Annotated in this window: 32 protein-coding genes; 13 read left to right on the forward strand and 19 right to left on the reverse strand. The window is 69.7% G+C overall.

What is annotated here, in order from left to right; all coding sequences use genetic code 11:
- Window positions 1-176 precede the first annotated feature (176 nt).
- Complete coding sequence (locus PKD89_RS17665; RefSeq protein ID WP_324332675.1) at window positions 177-503, forward strand: hypothetical protein; 327 nt, start codon at window positions 177-179, stop codon at window positions 501-503.
- Entirely contained in the window at window positions 500-2,029 is a 1,530-nt protein-coding gene (locus tag PKD89_RS17670) for a hypothetical protein (RefSeq protein WP_289011493.1), read from the forward strand. Before PKD89_RS17665 ends, PKD89_RS17670 begins: the two co-directional genes overlap by 4 nt.
- On the opposite strand, the gene PKD89_RS17675 is transcribed toward PKD89_RS17670, so the two are convergent.
- A complete protein-coding gene (locus tag PKD89_RS17675; RefSeq protein ID WP_287374566.1) occupies window positions 1,943-2,722 on the reverse strand; it encodes a hypothetical protein in 780 nt (259 codons plus the stop codon). The genes PKD89_RS17670 and PKD89_RS17675 overlap by 87 nt on opposite strands.
- A gap of 38 nt (window positions 2,723-2,760) precedes the next feature.
- Between PKD89_RS17675 and PKD89_RS17680 the strand changes: the two genes are divergently transcribed.
- Complete coding sequence (locus tag PKD89_RS17680) at window positions 2,761-4,101, forward strand: hypothetical protein (protein ID WP_289011492.1); 1,341 nt, start codon at window positions 2,761-2,763, stop codon at window positions 4,099-4,101.
- On the opposite strand, the gene PKD89_RS17685 is transcribed toward PKD89_RS17680, so the two are convergent.
- The 7 genes from PKD89_RS17685 to PKD89_RS17715 all read right to left on the reverse strand — a co-directional run bounded on the left by PKD89_RS17685 (window position 3,995) and on the right by PKD89_RS17715 (window position 10,031).
- Window positions 3,995-4,798 (reverse strand): sulfotransferase domain-containing protein, encoded by an 804-nt coding sequence (locus PKD89_RS17685; protein ID WP_287374563.1) that lies wholly within the window; start codon window positions 4,796-4,798, stop codon window positions 3,995-3,997. The two genes, PKD89_RS17680 and PKD89_RS17685, sit on opposite strands and share 107 nt — an antisense overlap.
- A gap of 40 nt (window positions 4,799-4,838) precedes the next feature.
- A complete protein-coding gene (locus tag PKD89_RS17690) occupies window positions 4,839-5,807 on the reverse strand; it encodes a glycosyltransferase family 2 protein (RefSeq protein WP_289011491.1) in 969 nt (322 codons plus the stop codon).
- Complete coding sequence (gene rffA, locus PKD89_RS17695; RefSeq protein WP_289011490.1) at window positions 5,804-6,976, reverse strand: dTDP-4-amino-4,6-dideoxygalactose transaminase; 1,173 nt, start codon at window positions 6,974-6,976, stop codon at window positions 5,804-5,806. Before rffA ends, PKD89_RS17690 begins: the two co-directional genes overlap by 4 nt.
- Window positions 6,977-6,987: 11 nt before the next feature.
- A complete protein-coding gene (locus tag PKD89_RS17700; protein WP_287393836.1) occupies window positions 6,988-7,791 on the reverse strand; it encodes a VTT domain-containing protein in 804 nt (267 codons plus the stop codon).
- A 22-nt stretch (window positions 7,792-7,813) separates the two neighbouring features.
- On the reverse strand, window positions 7,814-8,644 hold the full coding sequence (locus tag PKD89_RS17705; RefSeq protein WP_287393838.1) for a maleylpyruvate isomerase family mycothiol-dependent enzyme: 831 nt from the start codon (window positions 8,642-8,644) through the stop codon (window positions 7,814-7,816).
- A gap of 95 nt (window positions 8,645-8,739) precedes the next feature.
- Window positions 8,740-9,510: a glucose 1-dehydrogenase gene (locus PKD89_RS17710; RefSeq protein WP_287374555.1), complete on the reverse strand. Its 771-nt coding sequence runs from the start codon at window positions 9,508-9,510 to the stop codon at window positions 8,740-8,742.
- Window positions 9,511-9,557: 47 nt separating this feature from the next.
- Window positions 9,558-10,031 (reverse strand): hypothetical protein, encoded by a 474-nt coding sequence (locus PKD89_RS17715; RefSeq protein ID WP_287374553.1) that lies wholly within the window; start codon window positions 10,029-10,031, stop codon window positions 9,558-9,560.
- A gap of 112 nt (window positions 10,032-10,143) precedes the next feature.
- Between PKD89_RS17715 and PKD89_RS17720 the strand changes: the two genes are divergently transcribed.
- The gene (locus PKD89_RS17720) at window positions 10,144-10,842 is read left to right on the forward strand and encodes an acetyltransferase (protein ID WP_287393840.1); all 699 of its coding nucleotides are present in this window, start codon (window positions 10,144-10,146) and stop codon (window positions 10,840-10,842) included.
- Between the two features lie 61 nt (window positions 10,843-10,903).
- Window positions 10,904-12,316 carry an amidase gene (locus PKD89_RS17725; protein ID WP_324332681.1) on the forward strand — a complete coding sequence of 471 codons (1,413 nt, stop codon included), beginning with the start codon at window positions 10,904-10,906 and terminating at the stop codon, window positions 12,314-12,316.
- Here the strand turns inward: PKD89_RS17725 and PKD89_RS17730 are convergent.
- Entirely contained in the window at window positions 12,311-12,601 is a 291-nt protein-coding gene (locus PKD89_RS17730) for a hypothetical protein (protein WP_287374547.1), read from the reverse strand. The two genes, PKD89_RS17725 and PKD89_RS17730, sit on opposite strands and share 6 nt — an antisense overlap.
- Before the next feature lie 142 nt (window positions 12,602-12,743).
- Between PKD89_RS17730 and PKD89_RS17735 the strand changes: the two genes are divergently transcribed.
- On the forward strand, window positions 12,744-13,547 hold the full coding sequence (locus PKD89_RS17735) for an enoyl-CoA hydratase/isomerase family protein (protein WP_287374546.1): 804 nt from the start codon (window positions 12,744-12,746) through the stop codon (window positions 13,545-13,547).
- 42 nt (window positions 13,548-13,589) lie between these two features.
- Here the strand turns inward: PKD89_RS17735 and PKD89_RS17740 are convergent, their stop codons facing one another.
- Window positions 13,590-14,027: a hypothetical protein gene (locus tag PKD89_RS17740; protein WP_287374544.1), complete on the reverse strand. Its 438-nt coding sequence runs from the start codon at window positions 14,025-14,027 to the stop codon at window positions 13,590-13,592.
- Here PKD89_RS17740 and PKD89_RS17745 point away from each other — a divergent pair.
- The 4 genes from PKD89_RS17745 to PKD89_RS17760 all read left to right on the forward strand — a co-directional run bounded on the left by PKD89_RS17745 (window position 14,013) and on the right by PKD89_RS17760 (window position 17,179).
- Window positions 14,013-14,801, forward strand: a complete 789-nt coding sequence (locus PKD89_RS17745) for a siderophore-interacting protein (RefSeq protein WP_287374542.1) — start codon at window positions 14,013-14,015, stop codon at window positions 14,799-14,801. The two genes, PKD89_RS17740 and PKD89_RS17745, sit on opposite strands and share 15 nt — an antisense overlap.
- 124 nt (window positions 14,802-14,925) lie before the next feature.
- Window positions 14,926-15,762: an aldo/keto reductase gene (locus PKD89_RS17750; RefSeq protein ID WP_287374540.1), complete on the forward strand. Its 837-nt coding sequence runs from the start codon at window positions 14,926-14,928 to the stop codon at window positions 15,760-15,762.
- A 14-nt stretch (window positions 15,763-15,776) separates the two neighbouring features.
- Window positions 15,777-16,079, forward strand: a complete 303-nt coding sequence (locus PKD89_RS17755) for a hypothetical protein (protein WP_287374538.1) — start codon at window positions 15,777-15,779, stop codon at window positions 16,077-16,079.
- On the forward strand, window positions 16,076-17,179 hold the full coding sequence (locus PKD89_RS17760; protein ID WP_287374536.1) for a nucleotidyltransferase family protein: 1,104 nt from the start codon (window positions 16,076-16,078) through the stop codon (window positions 17,177-17,179). Before PKD89_RS17755 ends, PKD89_RS17760 begins: the two co-directional genes overlap by 4 nt.
- 38 nt (window positions 17,180-17,217) lie before the next feature.
- On the opposite strand, the gene PKD89_RS17765 is transcribed toward PKD89_RS17760, so the two are convergent.
- From PKD89_RS17765 to PKD89_RS17790, 6 genes are all read right to left on the reverse strand, one after another.
- Window positions 17,218-17,469, reverse strand: a complete 252-nt coding sequence (locus PKD89_RS17765) for a type II toxin-antitoxin system RelE family toxin (protein WP_287374533.1) — start codon at window positions 17,467-17,469, stop codon at window positions 17,218-17,220.
- A 20-nt stretch (window positions 17,470-17,489) separates the two neighbouring features.
- The gene (locus PKD89_RS17770) at window positions 17,490-17,759 is read right to left on the reverse strand and encodes a type II toxin-antitoxin system Phd/YefM family antitoxin (protein ID WP_287374531.1); all 270 of its coding nucleotides are present in this window, start codon (window positions 17,757-17,759) and stop codon (window positions 17,490-17,492) included.
- Window positions 17,760-17,849: 90 nt separating this feature from the next.
- Entirely contained in the window at window positions 17,850-18,107 is a 258-nt protein-coding gene (locus tag PKD89_RS17775; RefSeq protein WP_287374529.1) for a hypothetical protein, read from the reverse strand.
- Between the two features lie 119 nt (window positions 18,108-18,226).
- A complete protein-coding gene (locus tag PKD89_RS17780; protein WP_324332686.1) occupies window positions 18,227-18,715 on the reverse strand; it encodes an HNH endonuclease in 489 nt (162 codons plus the stop codon).
- A gap of 235 nt (window positions 18,716-18,950) precedes the next feature.
- Window positions 18,951-19,724 carry a hypothetical protein gene (locus PKD89_RS17785; RefSeq protein ID WP_324332687.1) on the reverse strand — a complete coding sequence of 258 codons (774 nt, stop codon included), beginning with the start codon at window positions 19,722-19,724 and terminating at the stop codon, window positions 18,951-18,953.
- Between the two features lie 451 nt (window positions 19,725-20,175).
- Window positions 20,176-21,306, reverse strand: a complete 1,131-nt coding sequence (locus PKD89_RS17790; protein WP_289010443.1) for an aminotransferase class I/II-fold pyridoxal phosphate-dependent enzyme — start codon at window positions 21,304-21,306, stop codon at window positions 20,176-20,178.
- A 40-nt stretch (window positions 21,307-21,346) separates the two neighbouring features.
- Between PKD89_RS17790 and PKD89_RS17795 the strand changes: the two genes are divergently transcribed.
- The 3 genes from PKD89_RS17795 to PKD89_RS17805 are packed head-to-tail and all read left to right on the forward strand — an operon-like array spanning window position 21,347 to window position 23,386.
- Entirely contained in the window at window positions 21,347-21,526 is a 180-nt protein-coding gene (locus PKD89_RS17795; RefSeq protein ID WP_289010442.1) for a hypothetical protein, read from the forward strand.
- The gene (locus tag PKD89_RS17800) at window positions 21,511-22,245 is read left to right on the forward strand and encodes a hypothetical protein (RefSeq protein WP_289010441.1); all 735 of its coding nucleotides are present in this window, start codon (window positions 21,511-21,513) and stop codon (window positions 22,243-22,245) included. Before PKD89_RS17795 ends, PKD89_RS17800 begins: the two co-directional genes overlap by 16 nt.
- A gap of 10 nt (window positions 22,246-22,255) precedes the next feature.
- The gene (locus PKD89_RS17805; RefSeq protein WP_287374518.1) at window positions 22,256-23,386 is read left to right on the forward strand and encodes a PqqD family peptide modification chaperone; all 1,131 of its coding nucleotides are present in this window, start codon (window positions 22,256-22,258) and stop codon (window positions 23,384-23,386) included.
- Between the two features lie 52 nt (window positions 23,387-23,438).
- Here PKD89_RS17805 and PKD89_RS17810 read toward each other — a convergent pair whose 3' ends face one another.
- The 3 genes from PKD89_RS17810 to PKD89_RS17820 form a co-directional block, all read right to left on the reverse strand.
- Window positions 23,439-23,849, reverse strand: coding sequence for a hypothetical protein (locus PKD89_RS17810; RefSeq protein WP_287374516.1), 411 nt, complete (start codon window positions 23,847-23,849; stop codon window positions 23,439-23,441).
- A gap of 335 nt (window positions 23,850-24,184) precedes the next feature.
- Window positions 24,185-24,565, reverse strand: coding sequence for a PIN domain-containing protein (locus tag PKD89_RS17815; RefSeq protein ID WP_287374515.1), 381 nt, complete (start codon window positions 24,563-24,565; stop codon window positions 24,185-24,187).
- Entirely contained in the window at window positions 24,565-24,804 is a 240-nt protein-coding gene (locus PKD89_RS17820) for a hypothetical protein (RefSeq protein WP_287393845.1), read from the reverse strand. The genes PKD89_RS17815 and PKD89_RS17820 overlap by 1 nt, the downstream gene beginning before the upstream one ends.
- Window positions 24,805-25,009: the final 205 nt, after the last annotated feature.

Below are 25,009 nucleotides of genomic sequence, written 5' to 3' on the forward strand. Positions count from 1 at the left end.
GGTGAACCGGAGGTCGCGTGGATTGGCGCGGCGGGAATAACCGGGCCACCACTCGCTACCATCGGCATAGAAGTCGGTACTGATGGTCATCTCGCTCTCTCCTTGAGGGCCCGGTCGGCGATGCGCTCCGCATCGAGTTTGGGGCCGGGCTGTCCCAGCCGGGCGACGCGGCGACGGTGACGCTGCCCGAGGTTCCCTCCCAGCTGATGATCGTGCTCACCGGATCCGAAGCGGAGGGTCGCCTGGCATGGAATGCGGCCACGGGCGACTACTCCCTGTCGACGTTCGACGCCGCTGGGCGCCTGGCCACGATCGAGCGGTATCCAAGCCGTGCGCCCGAGGGTGAGGTCGCCGTTTCGCTGGTGCAGGTCGACGACGTGCTCGCGGTGTGGGTCGGGTCCGAGCGGATCGGGGCGCTCGCGATGGGCCCGGTGAGCTCGTCAACGCTCACCCCCGCCGATGGGCTGGGCGATGTTCGGGCACGGTTGGGTCGGGTGCGATGACGAGCGCGGGACCCGCCGCCGAGGATCGACCGACCCCGGCCTGGCGCCTGCTGCTCGGTCGGATCGCTCGGCGCATGCCGACCGATCCGCAGGTGGCGGCCATCGTGCGGGTGGCCGGTCTGGCCTACGTGCTGTTGGCGGCGATCAACGTCGCCCGGGCGACCACGTACCTTCCGGCCGGTCGGCTGCCGTACTTCTCGGATTCGCTGGTCTTTCTGCGCACCGGGGCGAGTGCGCCGTGGTCCCTCGACCTGTGGGCCGGCACGTACCCGTTTGGATACCCGCTGGCCATCCGCATCCTGGGTGAGGGCGTGTGGTTGCACGTCGGCCAGGCGGCGTTGGCGGCTGCGGCCTGGCTGTGGCTGGCGCGGGAGGCGGCGGCCTCAACGCAGCGGCCGGGCCTGAAGCTGGTGGCCTTTGGCTGGATCCTCGGCATCAGCCTGGCACCGGAGGTGGCGGGGCAGCACCAGTTGGTGATGACGGAATCGCTGTCGTTCAGCGCCTTGGTGGGCCTGGTGGCGCTGGCGCTGCGCTGGCGTCGCACCGGCGACGTCAACCTGCTGTGGTGGTCGGTGCCGCTGGTGATCATGTGGGTGGAGCTGAGAAAGTCCAACGTCGTCGTGTTGGCGGCGCTCGTCGGGGTCGCCGCGCTGTGGTGGCTCTTCAGCCGCCGCCGTCAGGCGCTGGCGGTGGGCGCGGTGGCGCTGCTGGTGATCGTCGGTTCGTCCTGGTTGGGTTCACGAACCAACCAGAGCAGCCAGACGATCACCAAGTGGGTGCTCGACGTGGGCATTCCCGACCCGGATGCCCGTGAGTTTCTGGCCGAGCGGGGTATGCCGACCAGCGAGGCGGTGCTCGACCTGGGCGGCATGGCCTATTCGGCGTCGGATCGTCTGGCGGTCGACCCACGGCTGAAGGATTTTCGGGCGTGGATGGCCACCGAGGCGTCCGGCGCCTATGCGGCCTGGCTGTTGTCGCACCCTTCGGAGCTGGTCGTACAGTCCGGTCGGGCGTTGTCCCAGTCCTTCAGCGACATCGACATCGTCGAGGCCCACCAGAAGGATCTGTCCCTCGCCGTGCTCGGCCTGCCGGGCGCCGGTCCGCTCGTCCTGCCCGCAGGGATACGCGTCGGTGGCCTGGTGTGGCTGCGGCCCCACTGCTGGCTGGTCGGTTGGGTGGGCATCACGATCGTGGCGGCCACGGTGGCGCTGGCCCGCCGTCCCGACGGATGGCGTGACGGTCGTTGGCAGATCGGTTGGTTCCTGCTGGCCACAGCGCCCCTTCACGGCGCGGTGAGCTTCTACGGGGACATCGTGGCCCAGAGCCGTCACGGTCTGGGTGCGGCCGTGCAGCTGCGCGTGGCGCTCATCCTGGTGGGGGTGTGGGCCTGTGAGGAGCTGTTGGCCGGCCGTGACGCGTCGAGGACCGGTGGTGGCCGGTCAGCCGTCGCCGGTGACGAGGACGCTTCCGAAACCGCCCTGACCGCCCGAGCCGGCGAAGACTCCGGCCCGGCGGAGATCGGCTAGCTCGGGATGGGCCCACGAGCCCAGGATGTGGTCGTCGACCGCGACGATCACCTGGTCGCCGACCCGTTGGATGTGCAGTGCGTCGCCGGGGTTCACCCCGGCCGGACCGTACAACCCCAGTTGTTGGGGCTGCCCGTCGGTCACCCGGTTGACGACGATGGCGGCGTTGCTCGTCGCCAGCCGCACCTCCCAGTAGTTGTCGGCGTCGGCCACCGCCCAGGTGATGCCCATGTTGTCGGCCGGGCTGGCGACCCGGGCGAACAGGTCCCAACGAGCCCCCAACGACGGCGGTGGCACCATCACCGCCACCGCAGCGGTCTCCGACCCGGGCGCGGCGGTGGCCACCCGATCGGCGCCGTCGTCGCCGAGGGTCCAGTCGCCGGCGAGCGTCGTCCACTCGAGGTCACCCCCGTCGATGCGGTCCCGGTCGAAGCGGTCGACCAGCGCCGGCTCGCCCGGCGGGTCGAGCCTGGCGATCACCGCCTGGGGCGACTCGATCGCCTCGACCGGTGCGGCACCCTGGTCCTGTGCGTCCGGGGCGAACCATGTGTCCGGAGCGATGCTGACATCGTCACCGGCCGTGGCGTTGGTGATCACCAAGGCGGCCACGATCAGGGCGGTCACCGCCACCATCGCGATCATGGCCAGGCGCTCGGTTCGGCCCTGATCGGGCCGAAACCCCAACGCTCCCATGGGCGGCGAAGCTACCAGGGCCGGTTGGTCCCACGGCGGTGGGCGGCGACGCCGACGGCGACGCCACCGGCGCTGGCAGGGCCGGGGTGAGCCGCCGGGTGCGCAGCGCCTCGCCGCTGGGCGACGGGGCGTCGCTGGGCGCCGGTGCGGTCCTCAACGGGCTGCTCGCCTATGGCTTCCTGCTGGTCGGCAACCGGGCCTACGGCGCCGGGTTTGCCCCGGTCTCCTCGGTGTGGAGCGTCTGGGCGGTCACTGCGGCAGCGGTCACCGTGCCGGTCCACCACGCGGTGCTGCGCCGCGCCGTCGGCACGGGCCGAGGCACCGGTCTGGGTCGGTTGCTCGCCCCCGCCGCGGCCATCGGGGTCGTCGTCGCCGTCATCGGGTACTCGGTGCGAACCCAGCTGTTCTCGGTGGGCTCGGTGGTGCCGCCGCTGGTGTGCGGGGCACTGGTTCCGGCGGCCACCCTGCTCGGCTGGTGGCGCGGCCGCGCCTCGGCGGCGGGCCGATACTCCCAGGTGGGGACCAACCTGGCGCTGGAGGGAGCGGCCCGGCTGATCGTCGCGCTCGTGTTGATCGGCGCCGGGGCCCCGGCGGTGGCGCTGACGGTGGCCATCCTCGCCGGATACCTGCCGACCGTGCTCACCCTCGCCGTCGGCGGGCGCGCCGGGCTGGATTCGAGCCCGGTCGGGTCGAGGCCGGGAAGCGGCGGCGACGTCGCCTTCTCCGCCGGGGTGGCCGCTGTCGCCCTCGCCGTCCAGGTCGCCCAGGCGGTGCCGGTGTTGGCCACGTCGGCCCGGTCCGATCGGGCCGACGTCGTCGGGCTGTTCAACCTGATCGCCATCGGGCGCATCCCGCTGCTCGTCGGCGGCGCCATGCTGTTTCGGCTCACCCACTGGTTGGCCGAGGCGGACTTGGACGGCCGCGGCGCCCGGGTGAACCGCATCCTGGGGTGGTCGGCGCTCCCGGTGACCGCGCTGGGCGCAGCGCTCGGGGCCGTGCTGGCGCCGCCGCTGTTGCCGGTGCTGTTTGGCGACTCGTCCCAGACCACACCTGCGCTCGGGGGCCTGATCGGCGCCGCCTCCGCAGCGGCGCTGATGGCCACCGCCGGCGCGGTCCTGGTCGCCGTGCAGGGTCGGGGATGGCCGCTGGTTGGCTGGGCGGGTGGTGCGGTGGCCGTCGGCGTGGTGGCGGCGCTGGGGATACCGGCGGAGGTGGCCGTGCGCGGGGCGTCCGGCTACCTGGTGGTCACGGCCGTCCTGCTGCTGGGAACGATCACCTCGGCGGCCCGGCCGGCGTTGGGCCCCACGGCAGGCTCCGACCGAGCAGCTCCTCCAGCGGGGCCTGGAGCGGCCGGTAGTACTCGCCGAGGGCGTCCCTGACCGACTGGGGGACCGGGGTGTCGTCCAGGGAGGCGTTGACCGACCCGGCCGGGGCGGACGCCTCGGGCGACAGGCCCAGTGCCCGGCACAGCCGCGTCCCCTCGTCGGCGTCGGCGAGCAGTTCCTCGAGCACGACGACGTGCAGGCGGTGGCCGAAGGCCACCATCCATGGTTGGAGCAGCTCGGCGAAGCGCCCGCGCTGGAGATACCTGCGGGGCCGCACCGTGCCGGCGTCATCGGTGGCGTCATCGGTGGCGTCATCGGTGGCGTCGACGGCCCGCTCGGGATCGAGGGCGACCGCGACGTCGCGGTGCTCCAGGCCGTTGGCCACCGAGAACCGCCAGTTGGAGATCGCCCGCTCCACCGGGTCGCGCAGCACGACGACCACCCGAACGTCGCTCAGGTGCCGTTCGATCCTGGCGATCGTCTCGGGTCGTTCCAGGTACGACGTCGACTTCTCGAGCACCCACTGCGGCGCCGGTAGGCCGGTCCGGTCATTGCCGTCGGGTTCGGCCGGGGAGCATCGGCGCCACCAGGTGCCGGCGTCGGCGTTTGGGTCGAGGAACACCTTGGGTTCGGGACGGCGGGGCCGGGCCAGGCTCACCCGGGGGTGGGAGTCGAGGTAGCTGGCCAACCAGGTGGAGCCGCATCGCTGACCGCCGGGGATGATCAGGGGCCTGGGTGCATCGGCGCCCACTAGACCGCGCCCGGGCGGTGCGGCGGAGACGGACGGGTCGTCACGTTCGCCCGAGCGTTCGGCTGATCGCGTAGGTCGGGGCGCTCGACACCTGCTGGAGCACCCGCACCGTGTACTCGCCGATCATCGAGACGATCAGCACGGTCATGCCGTTGGTGAACGCCATGGCGACCATCATCGACGCCCAACCGGGCACGTTGGTGCCCGAGATCAGCTTGTGCAGGATCACCCCGGTGCCCAGCGCGAAGGCGACAAACGACGTGAACAGGCCGGCCATGGACGCCAGTCGGAGCGGAGCCGGCGAATAGCTGAACAGGATGCGCATCACCAGGCTGAGGATGCGTCCGATCGTGTAGTTGGATCCGCCCACCGAGCGCGCCCGGTGCTCCACGGTGACGTTGGAGCGCCGTCGCGAGGCGAGCAGGGCCTGGCCGGTGATGTAGGGGAACGAGGTCTGGGCGACGGAGATGCGGTCGACGACGGCGGCGGTCATGATGCGGAAGTTGGAGACCACCAGGTCGTCGGGTTGGCCGAACACCCGCCGGTTGACCTGCCCGATCATCGCCGAGCCGACGCGGCGGAGCCCGCTGGCCTTCTTCGAGTCGAAGCGCCCAAACACGACGTCGTCGTCGCGTTCGACGATGGCGGCGATCAGCCGCAGCGTCTCGCCGGGCGGGTTCTGGCCGTCGTCGTCCATCGTGATCAGGTAGTCGCCGGTCGCCTCGCGCAGCCCGGCCAGGTTGGCGTTGTGCTGGCCGTAGTTGCGCAGCAGGTCCACCGCCACCACGTTGGGGTGGGCCTCGGCCAGCCCGGCGATCACGTCCCAGCTGCGATCGACCGATCCGTCGTTGACGCAGATCACCTCGAGTTGCAGCCCGGCGCCGGCGAACGTGTCGAGCAGCCCCTCGACGACGCCGCCGACCAGCTCCTCGCTGTTGAACACCGGGATCACCACCGAGTACGTGAACTCGACGGCCTGGCGTGGCAGCTCCACCGCAGCGTCGGTCACACCTCCTCCAGCGCCCGGGTGAGCGAGTCGAGCACCCGGTCGGCCTGGGCGGGGGCCAGCCGGTTGTGGAACGGCAGGCGCAGCAGCTGGTCGGCGACGCGGTCGGTGACCGGGCAGTGGGCCGTGCGGTCGGCCAGGCGGCGCCCGGCCGGGCTGGAGTGCAGCGGCTGGTAGTGGAAGGTGGCGCCGATGCCGTCGGCGTGGAGGCGGGCGAGCACCCGGTTGCGTCGATGCTCCCCGTCGATCAGCAGGTGGAACATGTGCCAGGCCGAGGTGTCGCCTTCGGGCACGACGGGCAGGGTGATGCCCAGGCGGTCGGCCACCGTCGACAGGGCGTCTCGGTAGCGGTGCCAGAGCGCCGAGCGCCGGCCGAGGATCTCGTCGCGGGCTTCGAGCTGGCCGGTGAGGTAGGCGGCCAGCACGTCGCTGAGCCCGAACGACGACCCGGTGAGCTGCCAGGTGTACTTGTCGACCTGGCCCCGGTCGAAGCGGCGCCGATCGGTGCCCTTGTGCAACAGGATCTCTGCCCGGTCGACGTCGGCGGGCCGGTTGATCACCAGAGCGCCCCCCTCGCCGCAGATGAAGTTTTTGGTCTCGTGGAAGCTCAGCGTCGACATGGCGCCGGTGGTGCCCAGGGGGCGACCGTTGTGGGTGCCGAACAGGCCGTGGGCGTTGTCCTCGATCACGGTTGCGCCCACGGTCGACGCCGCGTCGCACACCGCCTCGATCGAGGCGGCCCGCCCGGCGTAGTGCACGGGCACCACCGCCTTCACCCGCTCGTCGATCTGGTCGGCGAGATGGACTGGGTCCATGCCGAGCGTGTCAGGATCGACGTCGATGAAGCGCAGGGCCGCACCGTTGCGGGCGAAGGCGGAGGCGGTGGTGGGAAACGTGAAGCTGGGGACGGCGACGACGTCGCCGGGGCCCAGGTCGAGCGTGGCGGCGGCCAGCTCGAGCGCCGCGGTGCACGACGTGGTCAACAACACGGTTGCCCCGTCGTGGGCGTCGGACAGGGCGGCCTCGGCCCGTCGGCTGAAGGGGCCGGCCGCTGCGGTCCATCCACCGTCCATCGCTTCGGCCACCAGCGCCAGCTCTCGGCCCATCAGCGAGGGCCGGTTGAACCTGATCGGTTCGCTCGCCGATGAACGGCGTTCGTCACTGGGCATCATCGGGGTGGAGACTACCGCCCGGCTTCGGCCGCCCGGCCTTTCGCCGGAGGTGCCTGGCGGCGTGCGAGCACGATGGCCAGCGCCACGCTGAAGGCGTACATCGTGACGGCGGCGACCAACAGGGGCACGCTGAGGTCGCCCAGGCCGGCGTCGACACGGCCGACCGACGCCCCGGCGAGCACGAACGCCGTCAACCCGGGGATGAGGCCCAGCGCCGTTCCCGCCAGAAACGCACGGCGGGGGATGCGCAGCCCTCCGGCCAGCAGGTTGACCGGATCGAAGGGCAACATCACCAGGCGCATCGACAGGACGGTGACGAACCCGGCGTGTTGGATCCGGCGGGTCCAGGGGCTCACGGTGGGACGGTTGAGGGTGGCCTCGGTGGGACCGATCGTGCGTGCGATCTCGTAGCTGATGGCGGCCGAGATCACCGCACCCAGCAGGGCGATCGGCATGCCCAGCCAGGCGCCGAAGAGCACCCCGGCGGCCACGGTGAGCAGCACGGCGGGGAACATCACCAGCGAGCGGGCGGCGTAGGCGGCGAGGTAGGCGGGCAGCGCCCACCAGGCGCCGCGGGCCACCTCGACCGCGTCGGAGAGCGCCTCGACCGTTCCCTTGCCGCTTCGCTGGATCGCCACCTGGGCGGCGACGATGAGCACCACCCAGGCGCCGAGCGCCACGAGGCGGTGTCGCATCCGTCGGCGGCGGGCCAGCGCCGGCGATCCGACGGTGGGAAGGGGCTCGATGCTCGAACGCCCCGGTTGCGGGCCGGGCCTGGTCCCCGGTGGCTGTTCGACGTCCCCGCTCGTGTTCACCGCGGGGCGTTCCGGGTGGCGATCACGTGAACGTCATCCCCGCCAGCCACCGGTCGAGGACGTCCCGGTCGCCAAAGATCTGAGCGCCGTGGTGCTCTGCGGTCTCGGCGCTTGCGCGTCCCAGGGTAAGCAGTTCCAGCGTGGCTGCGGACGCCTTGACCGCCACGTCGCCCTTGCCGTGGCCGTGGCTCGAGTCGTACCCGTGGGGCCCGAAGGTGATCATCCATTCGCCGTGGCCCGGGGCCAGCGAGTCGTCGGTGGCGTGCAGGTGCACGGTGCCGGCGCCGGCGAACGGCTCCTCGAGTTGGGTAAAGGTCGGGGAGGTGCGCCGGATCTCGAGCAGTTCGTCCAGGCCGTCGACGGCGACCGTGGGGTCGATGGCCGTTTCCGTCCCGACCGCCAGGTGGGCGTCGACCGCGTGGATCACGGTCTCGTGGGCCATCCGGCGGGCCCAGAAGGTGGCGTGTTGATCGTCTCCCCAGGACCACATCGGCGTGTCGGGTGTGGTGTCGTCGAACACGGCCAGGAGCTGTTCGGCCCCGCTGCGGTACCAGGCGATCCACGCCGACGGCTCGCCGTCGTCGGCGGGGCACCCGAAGTCGACGAGGTCCCGGGCTGGAACCTCGGGCGCCCGCTGGGCGACCAGGGCTGCGACGTACCGGTGCACCCGGCCGGTGTGGCGCACCAGCTTGCCCAGGTCCCACCCGGGACAGCTGGGCACCGGGGTGTCGAGCGGCGCCGATTCGGCGGCGACCGCCAGCCGCTCGGCCCAGTCGCGGACGGTGTCGAGCGCCGCCTGGTAGCCGAATGCGGGACGGCTGGCGTCGACCGACGTGGAGCTCTCGCTGTTCATGGCCACCAGTGTGACCCAGCCCGCCGTCCCGATGGAGGGTTCGGCCCGGCTCGGCGTGGCGACGTCGCTGATCGGGGATCTGGGTGCCCTGGCGGTCAGTGGTTGGTCATGCCGCCGTCGAGCACCATCACCTGGCCGGTCATGAACGACGAGGCGTCCGAGGCCAGAAACGCCGCCGCCGGCACCATCTCGTCGGGATCGGCCATGCGTTTGATCAGCTGGGCGTCCACCATCGCCTGCTGCACCTCGTCGGGGTTGTTGCGCACCATGTCGGTGGCCACCGTGCCCGGGGCGATGGCGTTGACGCGGATGTTGTCGCCGGCGAGCTCCATCGCCATCGAGCGGGTGAAGAACGCCATCGCCGACTTGGCGGCCAGGTACATCGACATCCAGCCGCCTCCGGTGTAGATGCCGGCGGTGACCATGTTGATGATCGCCGGGTGGGCGGATGCCCGCAGGTGGGGGAGCGCCTCCTGGACGAGGAACACCGGGCCCCGCAGGTTGGTCGAGAACGACTTCTCCCATGCCTCGGGCGTGATGTCACCCAGCGGTTGGGCCAGTGCGTTGGCGGCGTTGTTGACGACGATGTCGATGCCGCCAAACGCCTCGACGGCGGCCTCGACGACGACCGGGCCGTCCTCGAGGTGGCCCAGGTGAGCGGCCACGCCGACCGCCGAGCCCCCTGCGGCGTTGATCTCCTCGGCGGCGGCGCTGCAGGCGTCGCCCTTGCGGCTGGCGATCACCACGTTGGCGCCGAGCGCGGCAAATCCGCCTGCGATCGCCCGGCCGATGCCCCGGCTGCCGCCGGTGACGATGGCGGTGCGGCCGGTGAGATCGAATTGGTCGAGGAGGTCGCTGCGGTTCATGTCCCCATTGTGGACGCAGACGCCGCTCGTTCGCTCGGACGGTGCTGTCAGCTGCTGAGGGCCACGATCGCCGCGACCAGCGTGGCCAACGCCACCATGGCACTCAACAGTACGCCGTACATCTTGCGCAGCTCGGTCTGGAAGGCCGCTGTCTGTTCCGCCAGCGCCGTCGTCAGCGTCTGGTCGACCCGATCGAATCGGTCGTTGACGCGTTCAAATTGTTGGTCGACCCGATCGAATCGATCGTCGACGCGTTCAAATTGTTGGTCGACGCGTTCGAACCGTTGGTCGATGCCCACAAATCGCTGGTCGATGCCCACAAATCGATGGTCGATGCCGACGAAGCGTCGTTCGAACTGGGCGATCAGGCGTGCTTCAAGCTGGTCGAGGTCACGTTTCGTGGCGACGTCGGCCCAGCCCACTGGAGGGAGCAGTTCCATCAGCGTGGTGCCCTCCTTCCGTCCCACAACGTGGTTGGCTTTCGCCTGTAGATCGTAGCGGTCCTCATTGGTGATGCTCATCGGTCCTCCTGGTCGGACTCGTGAGCGGGCGATTGGGCCGCATCGCTGGGCTGGGAGATCAGCGTACGGATGGCGTGGGACATTTTTGGACGTGGGGCCTCACCCTCACGACGTGTTCTACGGTTGGTGGGTGCGTCGGGTGATGATCGTCGGGGGTTCGGGCCACGCATCCTGCGTCGTCGATGCGGCCCAGGCGGGTTCGACCCTCGAGGTGGTCGCCGTCGTCGATGACGGCGCAGCCGGGTCGGCGGGTGGTGCATCGACCAGCACCGTGCTGGGCGTTCCTGTCGTCGGTGGCACCGATGCGGTCGCCCCCTGGTGGAGCGAGGGCCGGATCGACGGCGTGGTCATCGGTGTCGGCGACAACCACACCCGGCTGGTCGTCGCCGAGCGGCTCGCCCGCACGGTTCCTGGCCTGGCGTTTGTCGCGGTCGTTCACCCGACGGCGTCGGTGGCAGCGTCGGCCCGGATCGGCGATGGTGCGGTCGTGCTGGCGGGGGCGTCGATCGGTCCACAGGCGGCCATCGACGTCCACGCCCTGCTCGGAGCTCAGGCCAATCTGGACCACGACGCCACGATGGCCGCCGGGTCCAGCCTGGGCCCGGGTGCGCTCACCGGCGGCACGGTGAGCATCGGCCGGGCGGCCGCGGTGGCGATGGGGGCGATCGTTCGTCATGGCCTGACGATCGGGGACGACTCGGTGTTGGGAGCGGGCGCCGTGCTCACCCGCAGCCTGCCCGACCGCGTGGTGGCGTGGGGCTCGCCGGCCGAGGTGATGCGAACCCGCCAACCGGGGGACCGTTACCTCTGAGCGGTGGGAACGGCCGTCGCGGTCTGGCAGGCTGTGGCGCACGATCGACGGGGGAGCGCTCATGGGGGAAACACGGCCAACGGCCATCGAGATCGCCGATACCGTCCGGTCGGGCGAGCGGTCCGCCCGCGAGGTGGTCGAGGACTGCCTGGCCCGCATCGACGCAGGTAACAGCGCGCTCAACGCCTTCGTTCACGTCGATGCCGATGCGGCCACGCGGGCCGCCGATCGCGTCGACGATCTGGTGGCCAACGGGGAGGACCCCGGGCCGTTCGCCGGCGTGCCGTTCGGCGTGAAGGACTTGGAGAACTGCGCCGGCATGCCCACCACGCATGGCTCGGTCGTGTACGCCGACCGTGGGCCGGTGGCCGAGGACTCGATCCACGTCGCCCGCCTGCGCGCCGCCGGTGGGGTGCCGGTGGGCAAGACGGCGGCGCCGGAGTTCGGGACGCTCAGCTTCACCCGCACCTTGGCCTTCGGGGTGACGACCAGCCCGTGGGGCGAGGGCCGCACGCCGGGTGGGTCGAGCGGCGGTTCGGCCGCTGCGGTGGCGGCCGGGTTGGTGCCGGTGTCGACCGCATCGGACGGCGGCGGGTCCACCCGCATTCCCGCCTCGTTCAGCGGGCTGGTCGGGATGAAACCCAGCCACGGGCGCATCCCGCTCGAGGGGCCCAGCGGCTCGCAGACCGCCGTGGTGGGGTTGCTCACCACCACGGTCGCCGAGTCGGCGCGCCACCTGGACGCGGTGGCCGGGCCCGACGACCGCGACCGCCTCTCGCTCCCCGCCACCGAGCTCCGCTACGCCGAGCTGATCGACTCGCTGGCCACCGGCGGGTTGCGTGCCCGCTGGTCGCCCGACCTGGGGTTCGGGGTGACCGATCCCGAGGTGGCGGCCCTGTGCCAGGCGGTGACCGAGGAGCTGGCCGAGCACGCCGGGTTGATCCTCGATGACGGCGAGGTCGATCTGGGCGATCCGGTCCGCCTGTGGTTCCAGGCCGGGGCCGCCGACCTGTGGCTCAGCCTGGAGCCGGGCATGTGGCCCCAGCTGGCCGACGAGCTGACGCCCTTCGTGCGACGCGGCCTCGAGGCGACCGAGAAGCTGGGGATGGCGCGCTACGCCGAGATCCTTCGGCTGCGCGAGCAACTCCAGGCCCACATGGCAGCCCTGTTCGACGAGGTGGACGTGGTGCTGTGCCCGACGACGGCGGTGCCGGCGTTCGCCGACAAGGGACCGCCGCCGACCGTGATCGACGGGCGGGAGGTGGCCATGGGCATGGCGACGCCCTACACGATGCCGGCCAACCTGTGTTGGAACCCGGCCATCTCGGTGCCGGCTGGCCTGACCGCCGACGGCTTGCCGGTGGGCCTCCAGATCATCGCCGGGCGCCACCGGGACGCGGTGCCGTTGCGCCTGGCCCGCATCCTCGAACAGCCCCGCCCGCGCCCCCCCAACGCCCCGGTTCGAGGGCTATGAGCGCAGCAGCACGGCTACGAGGAGCCCCGCCATGGTGGCCAACACGCCGATGACGGTGAGGAATGCGGTGAACATTTTGCTCTCGAGCTGACGAAGGCTTGACTCGAGGTCGGCCCGAAACTCAGACCGAAGCAGGGCTGTCTGAGCTTCGAGGTCCGTCTTGGTGGCGACGTCCGCCCAGCCGACCGGTGGGAGCAGTTCCATCAAGGTTGCGCCCTCCTTCTTGCCCAGCAGTTCGTTGGATCGTTGCTGCAGATTGTAGCGATCCTCGTTGGTGATGGACATCGGTCTGCCCCCATGGTCGTCGGACGTTGGGCAAGGCCTCCGGAGCCTGCGACCGGGCGGTGCCTCGCAGGGTCGCCGCAACGCCTTGAATGATACGCCCGGCCTGTGACGGCGAGGCCGGCCCCGGCGCGAGACTCGGACTGTGACCACCGACGACGATCGTTACGGCAACTTCAGCGGCTTCGGCGTGGACCGACCTTCCGACGGGGTGCTGCGGCTCACGTTGGATGCGCCCGGCCTCAACGCCGTGGACGCCGACGCCCACCGCAGCCTGGCCGACGTGTGGCGGGTGATCGACCGTGATCCCGACACGCGGGTGGCGCTGATCCGCGGCGCGGGCAAGGGGTTCTCGGCGGGCGGCAGCTTCGAGTTGCTCGACTCGATCATGTCGGACCGGGAGGTGCGCAGCCGGGTGCTGACCGAGGCCCGAGACCTGGTGTGGGGCATCATCGACTGCTCCAAGCCGGTCGTGTCGGCCATCCATGGCCCCGCGGTTGGTGCGGGGCTGGTGGCGGCGTTGCTCGCCGACGTGTCGGTGGTGGGCCGGTCCGCCAAGATCATCGATGGGCACACCCGGCTCGGCGTGGCGGCCGGCGACCATGCGGCGGTTGCTTGGCCGCTGCTGTGCGGCATGGCGAAGGCCAAGTACTACCTGCTGACCAACCGTCCGCTCAGCGGCGAGGAGGCCGAACGCATCGGGCTGGTGTCGCTGTGCGTCGACGACGACGCCGTGCAAGACGAGGCGATGAGCATCGCCGTCGACCTCGCCGCCGGGTCCGCCGAGGCGATCGCGTTCACCAAGCACACGCTCAACCACCATTACCGGTCGGCCGGCCCCGCTTTCGATGCATCGTTGTACGCCGAGTTCTACGGGTTTGGCGGTCCCGACGCGCGAGAGGGGTTGGCGTCCCACCGCGAGAAGCGGTCGCCCAACTTCCGCGGGTGAGGGGTCAGGGCCTCCTCGTCGCCGTGTTTCAGGTGCTCGAGTTCAGGTAGCGATGGAGATGATGCCGGTGATCGCGACGGCGAGCGTTGTCATCGTGCCCAACAGCACCGCCTGCATCCTGCGAAGGTCGGTCTGCACGCTGGCGTTGAACGCGTCGAATCGAGCGTCGATTCGCTCATCGATCTGTGACTCAAGCCGGTCAAATCGTCCGTCGACGCGCTTGAACTGCTCATCGATGTGCTTGAACCGTTCGTCAACGCGCTTGAACTGGTCGTCGATCCGGCGGAAATTGAGGTCGAGCGCATCGATATCGCGCTTGGTAGCGACGTCTGCCCATCCAACCGGGGGAAGCAGCTCCATCAAGGTGGTGCCCTCCTTCCTTCCCAAGACTTCGTTGGCCCGTTGTTGCAGATCATACCGGCCGGGTGCTGCGTTCCAGGTCGCCGTCTCTGACAGAGTTGCGCCGTGAGTGCCCGCCAATCCGACCCGAAAGCGCCACTGCGTCGGGAGCCGCCGCAGTTCCGGCTGGTCGCCGTCGATCGGATCGCGCCGCTGACCCCTCGCATGACGCGCGTCGTCCTCGCCGGGCCCGAGCTCGATGGGCTGGCGATCGACGAGCCGGCGGCGTCGGTGCGTCTGCTGTTGCCGCAGGCTGACGGCCGGTTGGAGCTGCCCACGTGGACGGGCAACCAGTTCGAGCTGTCGGACGGGTCGCGGGCCCCGATCCGCACGTTTACGCCTCGCCGCCACGATCCCGAGGCGGGCGAGCTGACCATCGACGTCGTCGCCCACGGCGAGGGCGCGGCCTCCGGCTGGGCGGCATCGGCCACGCCCGGGGACGAGGTGGCGGTCTCGGGGCCCGGCCGGGGCTACGAGATTCAGACCGGCGTTTCTTCGTACCTGCTCGCCGGGGACGAGACCGCTATCCCCGCCATCGATCAGCTCCTCGAGGCGATGCCCCCAACCCTGCCCGTCACGGTGCTGATCGAGGTCAGCGACCCCGCCGTCCGATTGGAACTGCACGCCGGTCCGGCGACGACGCTCCGCTGGCTCGACCTTCCGGAGGGGGCGGCTCCAGGGACGGCGATGGTCGAGGCGATCGAGAGCCTTGGCGCGATGCCGGCGGTGGTGTGGGTGGCCGGCGAGGCGGCGGCGATGCAGCGCATCCGCACCCACCTGTTCGACGGGCGTGGGCTCACCCGATCCCAGGCAACGGTTCGGGGCTACTGGAAGCTGGGTAGGTCGGCGACCTGAACCGGCCAACGGTGGGAGGTGACCCGGTCGGCGATCTCGCTCCGTGCGCTGCGCCGGCACCGTTTGGGAGGTCACTGCGTCGGGTACAGACGCTGGCCCCCGACCCGCAAAGGAAACCCCTCTGATGAGCACGGTCCCCAACATCACCCTCAACGACGGGGTGCAGATTCCTCAGCTGGGCTTCGGGGTGTTCCAGATCGACCCGGCCGACACCGTCGACGTCACGCTGACGGCGCTGCGCGCCGGGTATCGCCACATCGATACCGCTCAGATGTACGGCAACGAGGCCCAGGTGGGGGAGGCGCTGCGGCACTTCGGCGGGGACAGCTCCGAGGTGTTCGTCACCAGCAAGCTCAACAACTCCCACCACGGCCGCGACGACGCGCTGGCGTCGTTCGAAACCACGATCAACGACCTCGGCGTCGACGCGCTCGATCTGTTCCTCATCCATTGGCCGATGCCCGACGTCGGCGACTTTGTCGAGACGTGGCGGGCGATGGAGGAGATCAAGGCGACCGGCCGCTGCCGCTCGATCGGCGTGTCCAACTTCCAGCCCGCTCACCTGAGGCGGCTGGCGGACGAGACCGACACGGCGCCGTCGGTCAACCAGATCGAGGTGCATCCGTACTTCGTCCAGGACGACGTGCGCGCCGCCAACGCCGAGCGCGGCATCGCCACCGAGGCCTGGTCGCCGATCGCCCAGGGCAAGGTGCTCGACGACGACACGCTGATCGAGATCGGGAAGGCCCACCACAAGACCGCCGCCCAGGTGACGCTGCGCTGGCACATCCAGCGGGGCGACATCATCTTCCCCAAGTCGGTGACGCCCAGCCGGGTGGCGGAGAACTTCGACATCTTCGACGTCGACTTGACCGACGACGAGATGGCCCGGATCACGGGCCTCGACCGGGACCAGCGGAACGGACCGAACCCCGACGAGTTCAACATGATCCCCAAGTGAATATGATCCGTTGAGTGTCAGCCCCCCCTCTTCGCTACCAGCGTGTTCACGGCATGGTGTTTCGTGCCCTGCACGGCCGGGCGTGGGTCGGTGCGTCGGGGCGGGACACGGTGGGCATCGAGGGGTCGGCCCTCTTCGTCTGGCTGGTGCTCGATGAGGCGGCCTCGGCCGACGAGCTGACCGAGCGAATCGGTGAGCTCTGGCCCGAGCTGGGCGAGATACGGGTGGCCGAGGTGCAGGCCGCAGTCGATTCGTTGGTCGACGCGCAGCTGATCGAGGCGGTCGAGCAGGCCGTCGCCCCGGCGGGCCTCACGTGACCGCGCCGGTCGATGCCACCGAGGCCGCGCTTCGAGCCATCGCCGGCTGGGGCCTGCCCGGGGCGCCGGGCATCGAACTCCCCCCGGACAGCGACCAGGCGGGTTTTGCCGGTCGGCTGCAACAGACCCGGCTGATTGGGCCGCTGCTGGCCGCCGCTGCGTCCGGCGATGTCGAGTTGTCGCCGGAGCTCGAGGCCGACTTGGTGGAGCGCCAGCACGGTGCCCTGCTGTGGTGCATTCAGCTGGAGGTCCGGCTGCTGGAGGTGCGCGACGCCTTCGATGCGGCCGGCGGCATCGAGCACTTGGTGATCAAGGGCCCGGCGATCGCCCATCTCGATGCGCTCGACCCGTCGGTGCGTACGTTCGCCGACGTGGACCTGCTGGTGGCGGCGCGGGACATCGACCGGGCGGTCGCGGTCCTCACGGCGATGGGAGGCACGCTGCCGTGGGCGGAGCGGCGCAGGGGCTTCGACCGGCGGTTCGCCAAGTCGGTCACCCCCACCCTTCCCGACGGAGTCGAGTTCGACCTGCATCGCACGCCGGCCGACGGAGTCTTCGGGCATCGCATCCCCCTCGAACGGCTCTTCGCCCACCCGGATCATTTCGAGATCGGCGGGGTGAGCTTCGGAGCGCTCAGCCCGACCCACCGCCTGCTGCACTCGGCGTATCACCTGCTGTTGGGGTCGCCCCAGCCGGCGCTGATGAACCTGCGCGACCTGGCCGGCTACCTGGCCAACGGCGGCCTCGCCCCGGAGGTGGTCGCCCCCGAGGCGGCGCTGTGGCGCGGCGGCGCCGTGCTGGCGATGGCGGTCGACCTGGTCGCCGAGCGACTTGGCGTGAAGGTTCCGGCGTGGACGGAGTGGCGGGCCGGTTATCGGCTGGTCCCCGACGAGGTCGAGATGGTCGAGCGGCACCGTCGGGAGGGCTCCAGCCTGGGGCGGGCCAAGCTGGACGTGGCCCGGGAGATGTCGCTTCGTGATCGTGCGGCCTACCTCACCGCCCTCGCCTGGCCATCCAAGGCCCATCTGGAGGACAGATCGCTGCGCCGCCGGGACGCCCTGGCGTCACTCATCGGTGTTATCAGGCCGCAGTTGCGCTGATCCGGTGGGGCCGCACGCCGAAAGCATGAGTGGGGGCTCTACGTCGAGTACACGTCCCGGCGATGGGCGATCCGCAGAACGAACACCGCATGTTTCGTCTCATCGATGCGGTACACGATTCGGTAGGTGCCTCGTCTGGCGCTTCGACAGCCTTCGAGCTCGCCATGCAGCGGGCCTCCAACTCGTTGCGGATTGTCGGACAGCGGACCGTTGATGAAGTCGATCGCCGCAACTGCAACCGCCTCAGGAAGCCGTTCTTCGAGCGCTCGTGCCGCGGGACGCGAAAGCACGACGTTGTAGCTACCCTCGGTCACCTTTGACGGAGGGCAGCGATGGCGTCGGCGCCAGCGACGACATCACCATCGAGGATCGACTGCTCGGCTTCCGCCAGCTCGGCCCGGGCACCGGGCTCCGACAGGATGGTGAGCGTTTCCTCCATCGAATCGAGGTCCTCGGGGCTGATGAGTACGGCTGCGGGCTCACCGTTTTTGGTGATGGTCACCCGTTCGTGATGCTGCTGCACCCGTCCGATGACATCGGAGAAGTTGTTGCGCACGGATCGCACCGATTCAGTCGCCATGACACAATTGTGTCACGTAGCATGGGGCTGGTCAACGTCGCCGATACTGCGTCAACGTCTGAGGAACTTGATCGCTTCGGAGACTGCGGGTCACTTGGGCCCGAACACCGAGAGCGCGGCGAGAAGGCTGGTGGCAGCGACGATTGCCGTGAGGAACACGCCCTGCATCCGACGACCCGACTCCGCAAGGTCGGCATGGAAACTCGAGACGGTTGCGTCGAAGCGCAGATCTATGCTTTCCGTTACCTTGTCGAAGCGGAGGTTCATGCTGTGCTCGACCTTGTCAATCCGCAGGTCCATGCGTTCCTCGAGCTGGTCGAGGTCGCGTTTGGGGCGACGTCGGCCCATCCCACCGGTGGGAGCAGTTCCATCATCGTGGTGGCCCCTCGTTGATCCAGCGCTCCTGCGAGCTGTTGGTGTAGATGGTGGCGGTCGTCTTCGGTGATCGTCAGCGGGTTGACCTGTCCTTAGGCAGCGATGTGCGTTGGTCTGGGGTCGGTTGCTGAGCGCTGCGGTGGCGGGTGAGTTCCTCCGGTGTGGATTTTGGGTCCATTTGGGGTTGGGACGATCTTCAGGTTGTGTTCGTGGACGAGGTGGTGGTGTTTGGAGCACAACAAGCAGAGGTTGTCGAGATCGGTGGTGCCGTGTTGAGACCACCAGGTGATGTGGTGGACTTGGCACCATTCGGCGGCGGTGGCGCAGCCGATGCAGCCGCGGTCGCGGGCGGTGACGGCGGCTCGTTGGGCGGGGGTGGCGAGGCGTTGTGTGCGGCCCAGCCAGAGCGGTTGGGCGTTCGTGTCGAAGATGGCGGGGAGGAGTTCGGCGTCGCAGGCCAGCTTGGCGACCGCTTCGGCGGACAGCGGGGTGCCGTCGGGCAGCGATCCCCCGGCGAGAGCCTGACGGAGCGCGTCGTAGTTGGCGATGACCATCAGTTGGGTCGGGTTGGGCGCCGGCACTACTGGTGCCGGGCCGGGATCATCGTGCTTGGTGGGTTGGGGAGTGGGACCAGCTGTGTCGCCGGTGGGACCGGTGTCGCCGGTGGGACCGAAGTCGAAGCTCGGCTGACCGGCGGGCGCGTCGGCCGGAGCAGGGTGTTCCTCGGGCGTCGACGTCGCACCGCCGGGCGTGCTGGTCCCGTTGCCGGTGCTGGTGCCGTTGCTGGTGCCGTTGCTGGTGCCGTCGCACCGGACGTCACCGTTGCTCCGGGCGTCGGTGGTGCCGGTCGTGGTGCCGGCGTTCTTGGTGGTGTTGCGGCAGATGAGCGCTTCGAGGGCATCGGCGCGTCGTTGGGCGACCGCCCGTTTGTTGCGGCGGGGGGCGCCGGGGGGGGGGTGGGGCCCCCCCCCCCGGGCGGCCCTCCGCGGCCGTGGGGGGGCGGGCGGGGCCGGGTAGGTGTTCGGCCCGCCACAGTTGGTCGACCATCGTGGCCAGTTGGGTGGAGATGCGGGCGCCGGTGATCGGATCGAACTCGGCAAACAGCAGATGCATGCCGGTGTCGCCGTCGATCCACGTCGACGCCTTCCGGGCCTGCCGCTGGCGTTGGGCGTGGGTGTTGCCGTGATCGGGTGACCCGGCAATGTCTTCCTGGCGCATGGTGCGAGCGAACTCGTCGACGTCTTGGGACTTGGCCTTCTCCAACAGTGAGTCCTCGTTGTTTCGGACGTTGCGGGCCTGTTCGGGCTTGTCCATCCGAGACGCCAACGCCTCGGCCTGCCCGGCACCGATCTCGCCGCGTTCCAACGCCTCGCGGGTCTTTGGCAAGTGTGCCAAACCCTGGGCGGTCTTCGCCGCCTTACGAGCCTGGCGAGACGACATGTTGCCGGATCTGCGCAGCTGCTCGGCCACATCCCCGTCACGACGAGCCAACTCGGTAACCACCGCCGAACGGCGGGCAACCACCAACGCGTCCACCCTGGAGAGCGCAGCGATCTCGGCCTTCAACGCCCCGACGTCCAACTCCGACACGCCCGAGTCGACCGTGAGGCCCCCACACAGACAGCCAGCGTCTCGTGTCCCAGCGTCTCGTGTCCCAGCGTCTCGTGCCCCGGCGTCTCGTGCCCCGGCGTCTCGTGTCCCAGCGTCTCGTGCCCCAACGTCTCCTCCGGCACGTTTCGCCGTGCGTGCGGAGCCTTGTGCCGCCGTGCCTCCCGCGCCGTTGGTCACCGTCGTTTCGACCATGGATGTTCACCTCCCCCAAAGGAGCCAGCAACCCCACAACGAGAGTCGCTCTTCGTACGTGGACGGCGCCGCCCCAAGCGTCCGCTTGGACAACACCTCAATCATCGCGGCCTGCGTATCCCGTGCGTCTCCCCACCCGACGAGATTGACCGGTCCTGCGATGACCTACACACCATGGTACCGAACAGGCGTTCGACCGTCAACGGATTATCGCAAAAGTTTGGTTTCCCGAGATAGTTCAGGCGCGGTTGAGGAACACGCCGATCGAGGTGAGCACCCGGTCGAAGTCGCCGTCGGTCATGCCGCTGCCGCTGGGCAGGCAGATGCCGTGGTCGAACAGCCGGTCGGACGTGCCGTTGAGCACGGTCGGAACGCCGGCAAACGAGCGCTGCTGGTGCATCGGCTTCCAGGTGGGGCGGGACTCGATGTCATCGCCGTCCAGGTGCTCGCGCAGGTCGGCGGAGCTGAAGCCCGCCAGCGCAGGGTCGATCAGCGCGCAGGTCAGCCAGCGGTTGCAGAACCCCTCGTCGATCTCGGGCTGGAAGGTCACCCCATCGACGTCGCCCAGTACTTCGACGTAGCGGTCGAAGTACCAGCGTCGCCGGGCGATCCGCTCGTCCAAAGTGGACAGCTGACCTCGGCCGAACGCGGCCAGCAGGTTGGACAGCCGGTAGTTGAAACCGATCTCGTGATGCTCGTAGTGGGGGGCGGGCTCCTTGGCCTGCGTGGACAAAAACCTCGCCCGTTCGATCAGCGCCTCGTCGGCGCCGACCAGCATGCCGCCGCCGGACGTGGTGATCAGCTTGTTGCCGTTGAACGACAGCGCGGCCACCCTGCCGAACGATCCACCCGGCCGCCCGGCGAGTGACGAGCCGAGCGCCTCGGCGGCGTCCTCGATGAGCGGCACGCCGTAGCGCTCGCAGATCGGTTCGATCCGTCGGTAGTCGGCGGGCTGGCCGTACAGGTCGACCGAGATCACGGCGGCCGGCAGCCGGCCAACCGCAGCCCGCTCCGCCAGCGCCCGCTCGAGCAGTTCGGGGTCGAGGTTCCAGTCGTCGGCCGAGGAGTCGACGAACACGGGCGTGGCGCCCACGTAGGATACCGCGTTGGCCGAGGCGGCGAACGTGAACGTCGACACGATCACCTCGTCGCCGGTGCCGACCCCCAGGGCGTGCAACGCCAGGTGCAGCGCAGCGGTGCCGCTGGAGAGTGCCACTGCGTGTTCGACGCCGGTGACCGCAGCGATCTCGGTTTCGAAGGCGGCCAGGTCGGGCCCGGCGGGTGCCGCCCAGCCGGAGTCGACCGCCGCGATCAGCAGGTCTTTTTCGGGCTGGCGAACGTCGGGGGCCGACAAGAAGATGCGCGTCACCCCGGAGAGGGTACGCGGCTGCCCGAGTAGGGTCCGATCCATGCCGGTTGGAGAAGATGCACCCGGCGGTCGGGAAGCGAGGCGGGCGACGCCGCCGTGGCTGTCGAGCGGGCTTCGCAGGCTCAGGACAGCGGGGCTGTACGTGCTGGTGTGCGTGGTGAGCTTCGTCGCCGTCGTCGTGTTGTTCAGCGTCGTCGAAAACCTGTGGCTGGGCCGCTGACGGTGGTCGAGCGCTACCACCTGATGCTGGCGGCGTGGGCGGTGGGGGCGGGGCTGTTGCTTGCCGCCACAACCCGGTTTGCCCCGTCGTTCGTGCAGCGTCGCCTGGTGGCGCTGGCCGGGCTGACCGGAGCCGTCCTCGGTGCTTGGAACGACCCTCGACGGTGGCCGTGGCTGGTGGCCGCTGCGCTGGTGGTGGCCTGGTCGGACGACCCCACCCGGCCGCATCCGCTGGAGGAGTGGGCGGCGCCGCTGGCTGTCGTCAGCCTGGTCGGTGTGTGGGCCTCGGTCCCCGATACCGAGCCTGCCCTGGCGGCGGGTGCCGTGCTCGCCCCGTTGGCGCTGGCGTTGGCCGTCACGCGCCGCCCGGTTGGTCCGGCGGGCACCGTCGCGCTGGGGGTGGCCGTCCTCGGCCCGGTGTGGGTGGGCTCCGCGGGATGGGGCGCGGCGCTGGCCACGGTCAGCGCCATCGGGGTCGTGGCGGCCGCGCCGCTCGTCGACGGATTTCGTCGCGCCACGCTGTCGAGGGCCGGCTGGGCGGTGGTCGTCGCCGCGCAGGTGCTGATCGCGCTGCCGTTGTCGCGGGTGATCATGCGCCAGAGCGTGGTGGTGGCGGTGATGCTGTCGGCGATGGGCCTCACCGCTTCGCTCCTGGTGATGACGGCGGTTGTGGTGCCTCGTGTGCGGCCGCCTTCCGGGGCCCGCCCAGAGGACAACTAACCTCGAACGGGTGCCTCCCTTTCCCGAGCGTTCCCCCGGCGTGCTGTTGTCACCGATGGGCGAGCGGGCGATCGCCTACGACCTGATCACCGAAACCGCCCACCAGCTCAACGCCACCGCCGGCACGCTGCTGGCCGCCTGCGACGGCGAGGGCGACGTCGATGCTGCGGTCACCGCCTGGGCTGAGGATGCCGGCATCGACCGGGCAAACGTCGCCGCCGACGTGTCCGCAGGGCTGGCCATGCTCACCGAGCTGGGGCTCATCGGCCGGGACGAGCCATTCGACGCTCCGAAGCCGCCGGCCGGTTCGACCGAGGAGGCGGCCGACGGCGCGGTGACCGGGGGAGCGGTGACCGGCAGAGTCCACCCGGTGATCGATCACAACATTGCGCTGCGGGGCCCGCAGACCGAGGTGCTGGAGGCCCTCGACACGTTCCTCGGCACGGGGACCGACGCCGAGAAGCCGACCATGTTCTTCGATGTCCACGAGACCCCCGAGGGCGAGCTGGTGCTCGTCACCGATTACGAGTGGCGCTTTCCCAGCCGGGAGGCGTGCCTGCGCCAGCTGACGTCGGTGGTCAACGAGTACGCAGTGTGGACCCACAGTTGCGCTGCGTTCCACGCCGGGGCCGTGCGCTCGCCGGATGGACAGCTGGTGCTGCTGCCCGCACCGTCGGGCAACGGCAAGTCGACGCTGACCGGCGCTTTTGTGGCCGCCGGCTGGGACTACCTGGGCGATGAGGCGATCGGCGTGCGGCCCGGATCCGGGATGGCGGTGGGCTACCCCAAGCGGCTGGCGATCGATGCGTCCAGCCGGGCGGTGCTCAACCTGCCCGAGAGCGACGGCGGCGATCTCGACCCGGCCGAAATCAACGCTGATGTCGTTCGTCTTGACGGTGACGTCGGACCGGTGAACAGGGTGGTGCTGCCCACCTACGAGGAGGGTGCCGAGGCGACGTTGCAGCGGTTGGAACCCCACGAGGCCGTGGTCGAGTTGCTGGCCAACACGCTCAATTTGGCCCGGGCCGGGCAGGCGGCGCTGGACGCCGTGTGTGATCTGGCCGCAACGGTTCCGGTCGAGCGGCTGACCCATGGCAACGCCCACCGGGCGGTCGCGCTTGTCAGTACTCCGCGCCCATAACCCCAGAGACAAGCTGCCGACGCCTGTCGCTGCGACCAAGCGGTGTTGCGTTCTAGGCCTGCAGAAGGACGGCGACCAGGAGCGCCGCCATCGTGGCCAGCACACCGATCATTGTCAGGAACGCTGTGAACATCCTGCTCTCGAGCCGACGGAGTCCTGACTCCAGTTCCGCTTGAAAATCAGACCGAAGCCCGGACGTCTTGTGCTCGAGGTCAGAACGAAGCCCGGAGGTCTTGCGCTCGAGGTCCGACCGAAGCCCGGAGAGCTGGGTGTCGAGGTCGGAGCGGAGCAGCGAGAGCTTGGCATCGAGCAAGGCGGTCTGGACGTCGAGGTCGTTCTTGGTTGCAACATCGGCCCAACCGACGGGTGGGAGCAGTTCCATCAAGGTCGTGCCCTCCTTCTTTCCCAACAGCTCGTTGGCTCGTTCCTGCAGATTGTAGCGGTCCTCGTTGGTGATAGACACGGCCTACCTCCCATGGTCGCTTGACGTGGGGCAAGGCCTCCGGGGCCTGCGACCGGGCAACTTCCCGTTTGAGGAGGATGCAACGAGGTCACCCTACGAGTGAGTTGGGACAACGAAACTGAGGGGAAGATCATCCCCGTCGGGCTCGCTTTCCTGCGCGAGTTTGTGCTGATCGCATCGTGCCCGCCATGAAAGTGGAGCCTGCTTGGCGTCCCTCGGCGCCAGCCCAAGCATGAGCCCGCTCGCTGAGGCCCGCGCACACTTGGCCAAAGCTGAAGGAGTTGCGACGTGCTGGACCGCAGACAGGCCGCTTGCTGCGCAGAACGAGTTCTCCTCTACCAGGCTTCGACCCGCAGCTCGCTCATGGGGAAGTCCTGCACGTTCGCTGTGGCGAGGGAAGCCGAGATTCCAACTGCGGCCGCAGCGATGAGGCAGTCGGCTTGGTGCAGGGTGGTCCCCGCTGCGGCAAAGTCGCGACGCCACGTCCCGGCGAGGCGGCCTTCGGGAACGCCGAGCGGTGCCAACCGAAGGCCGCGGAACAGCCGCACAGCGTGGGCTTCCTCCTCAGAGTGGAGCCCGCGCCAGATCTCCTCGACCGAGATGGCGCACACCCATGGTTGAGTTCCCAGGCGTCGCAATCCGGCGACTCGATCGGCGGCCGGACGGCCTCGAAGAGCGTCGATGAGCACGGTCGAGTCGAGCAGCAGTCGCGCCATTATCCGGCGCGCCGGCCGTCGGCTTCACGTTGTGCGCGCACCCATGTGGCCGGGTCGTCATCCCAGGCGTGCCCCGAATCGGGAAGTGAACCGAGGGCCGATTCCACATCCTCCCAACGCCGGTCGTCCTCGAGCGCTTGACGAAGTGCCGCCTCGATGTAGGCGCTTCGTTGGCGGGTCCCGGCGCGTCGGTCGAGCTCTGTGACGAGGTCGCCGTCCAACGATATGTGCAGACGCATGTGCTCAGATTAGCCCACGGGGTCGGGCATCACACCCGGCAAATCCCCAGGCACCGGAGGTAGGTGAGCGTCGCCGATCAGCCTTCGTCGGCCATCTCGGTTCTGATGACGTGCTTCATGATTTTGCCGGACGGGTTGCGGGGGATGGGCCGGACGATCAGGTCGTGGGGCACCTTGTAGTGCGAGAGGCGTTCCCGTCAGAACT

Origin of the sequence: Candidatus Neomicrothrix sp. (genome assembly GCF_035329545.1) — a bacterium.
Taxonomy (GTDB): Bacteria; Actinomycetota; Acidimicrobiia; order Acidimicrobiales; family Microtrichaceae; genus Microthrix; species Microthrix subdominans.

Excerpts from the sequence above, each read along its gene's own strand:
- PKD89_RS17705 (WP_287393838.1), bottom strand. The coding sequence starts at position 8,644 with ATGAACAGCGAGAGCTCCACGTCGGTCGACGCCAGCCGTCCCGCATTC.
- PKD89_RS17715 (WP_287374553.1), bottom strand. The coding sequence starts at position 10,031 with ATGAGCATCACCAATGAGGACCGCTACGATCTACAGGCGAAAGCCAAC.
- PKD89_RS17775 (WP_287374529.1), bottom strand. The coding sequence starts at position 18,107 with ATGGGCCGACGTCGCCCCAAACGCGACCTCGACCAGCTCGAGGAACGC.
- PKD89_RS17675 (WP_287374566.1), bottom strand. The coding sequence starts at position 2,722 with ATGGGAGCGTTGGGGTTTCGGCCCGATCAGGGCCGAACCGAGCGCCTG.
- PKD89_RS17710 (WP_287374555.1), bottom strand. The coding sequence starts at position 9,510 with ATGAACCGCAGCGACCTCCTCGACCAATTCGATCTCACCGGCCGCACC.
- PKD89_RS17815 (WP_287374515.1), bottom strand. The coding sequence starts at position 24,565 with ATGGCGCGACTGCTGCTCGACTCGACCGTGCTCATCGACGCTCTTCGA.
- PKD89_RS17770 (WP_287374531.1), bottom strand. The coding sequence starts at position 17,759 with ATGGCGACTGAATCGGTGCGATCCGTGCGCAACAACTTCTCCGATGTC.
- PKD89_RS17725 (WP_324332681.1), top strand. The coding sequence starts at position 10,904 with ATGGGGGAAACACGGCCAACGGCCATCGAGATCGCCGATACCGTCCGG.
- PKD89_RS17795 (WP_289010442.1), top strand. The coding sequence starts at position 21,347 with ATGCCGGTTGGAGAAGATGCACCCGGCGGTCGGGAAGCGAGGCGGGCG.
- PKD89_RS17820 (WP_287393845.1), bottom strand. The coding sequence starts at position 24,804 with ATGCGTCTGCACATATCGTTGGACGGCGACCTCGTCACAGAGCTCGAC.
- rffA (WP_289011490.1), bottom strand. The coding sequence starts at position 6,976 with ATGATGCCCAGTGACGAACGCCGTTCATCGGCGAGCGAACCGATCAGG.
- PKD89_RS17750 (WP_287374540.1), top strand. The coding sequence starts at position 14,926 with ATGAGCACGGTCCCCAACATCACCCTCAACGACGGGGTGCAGATTCCT.
- PKD89_RS17670 (WP_289011493.1), top strand. The coding sequence starts at position 500 with ATGACGAGCGCGGGACCCGCCGCCGAGGATCGACCGACCCCGGCCTGG.
- PKD89_RS17730 (WP_287374547.1), bottom strand. The coding sequence starts at position 12,601 with ATGTCCATCACCAACGAGGATCGCTACAATCTGCAGCAACGATCCAAC.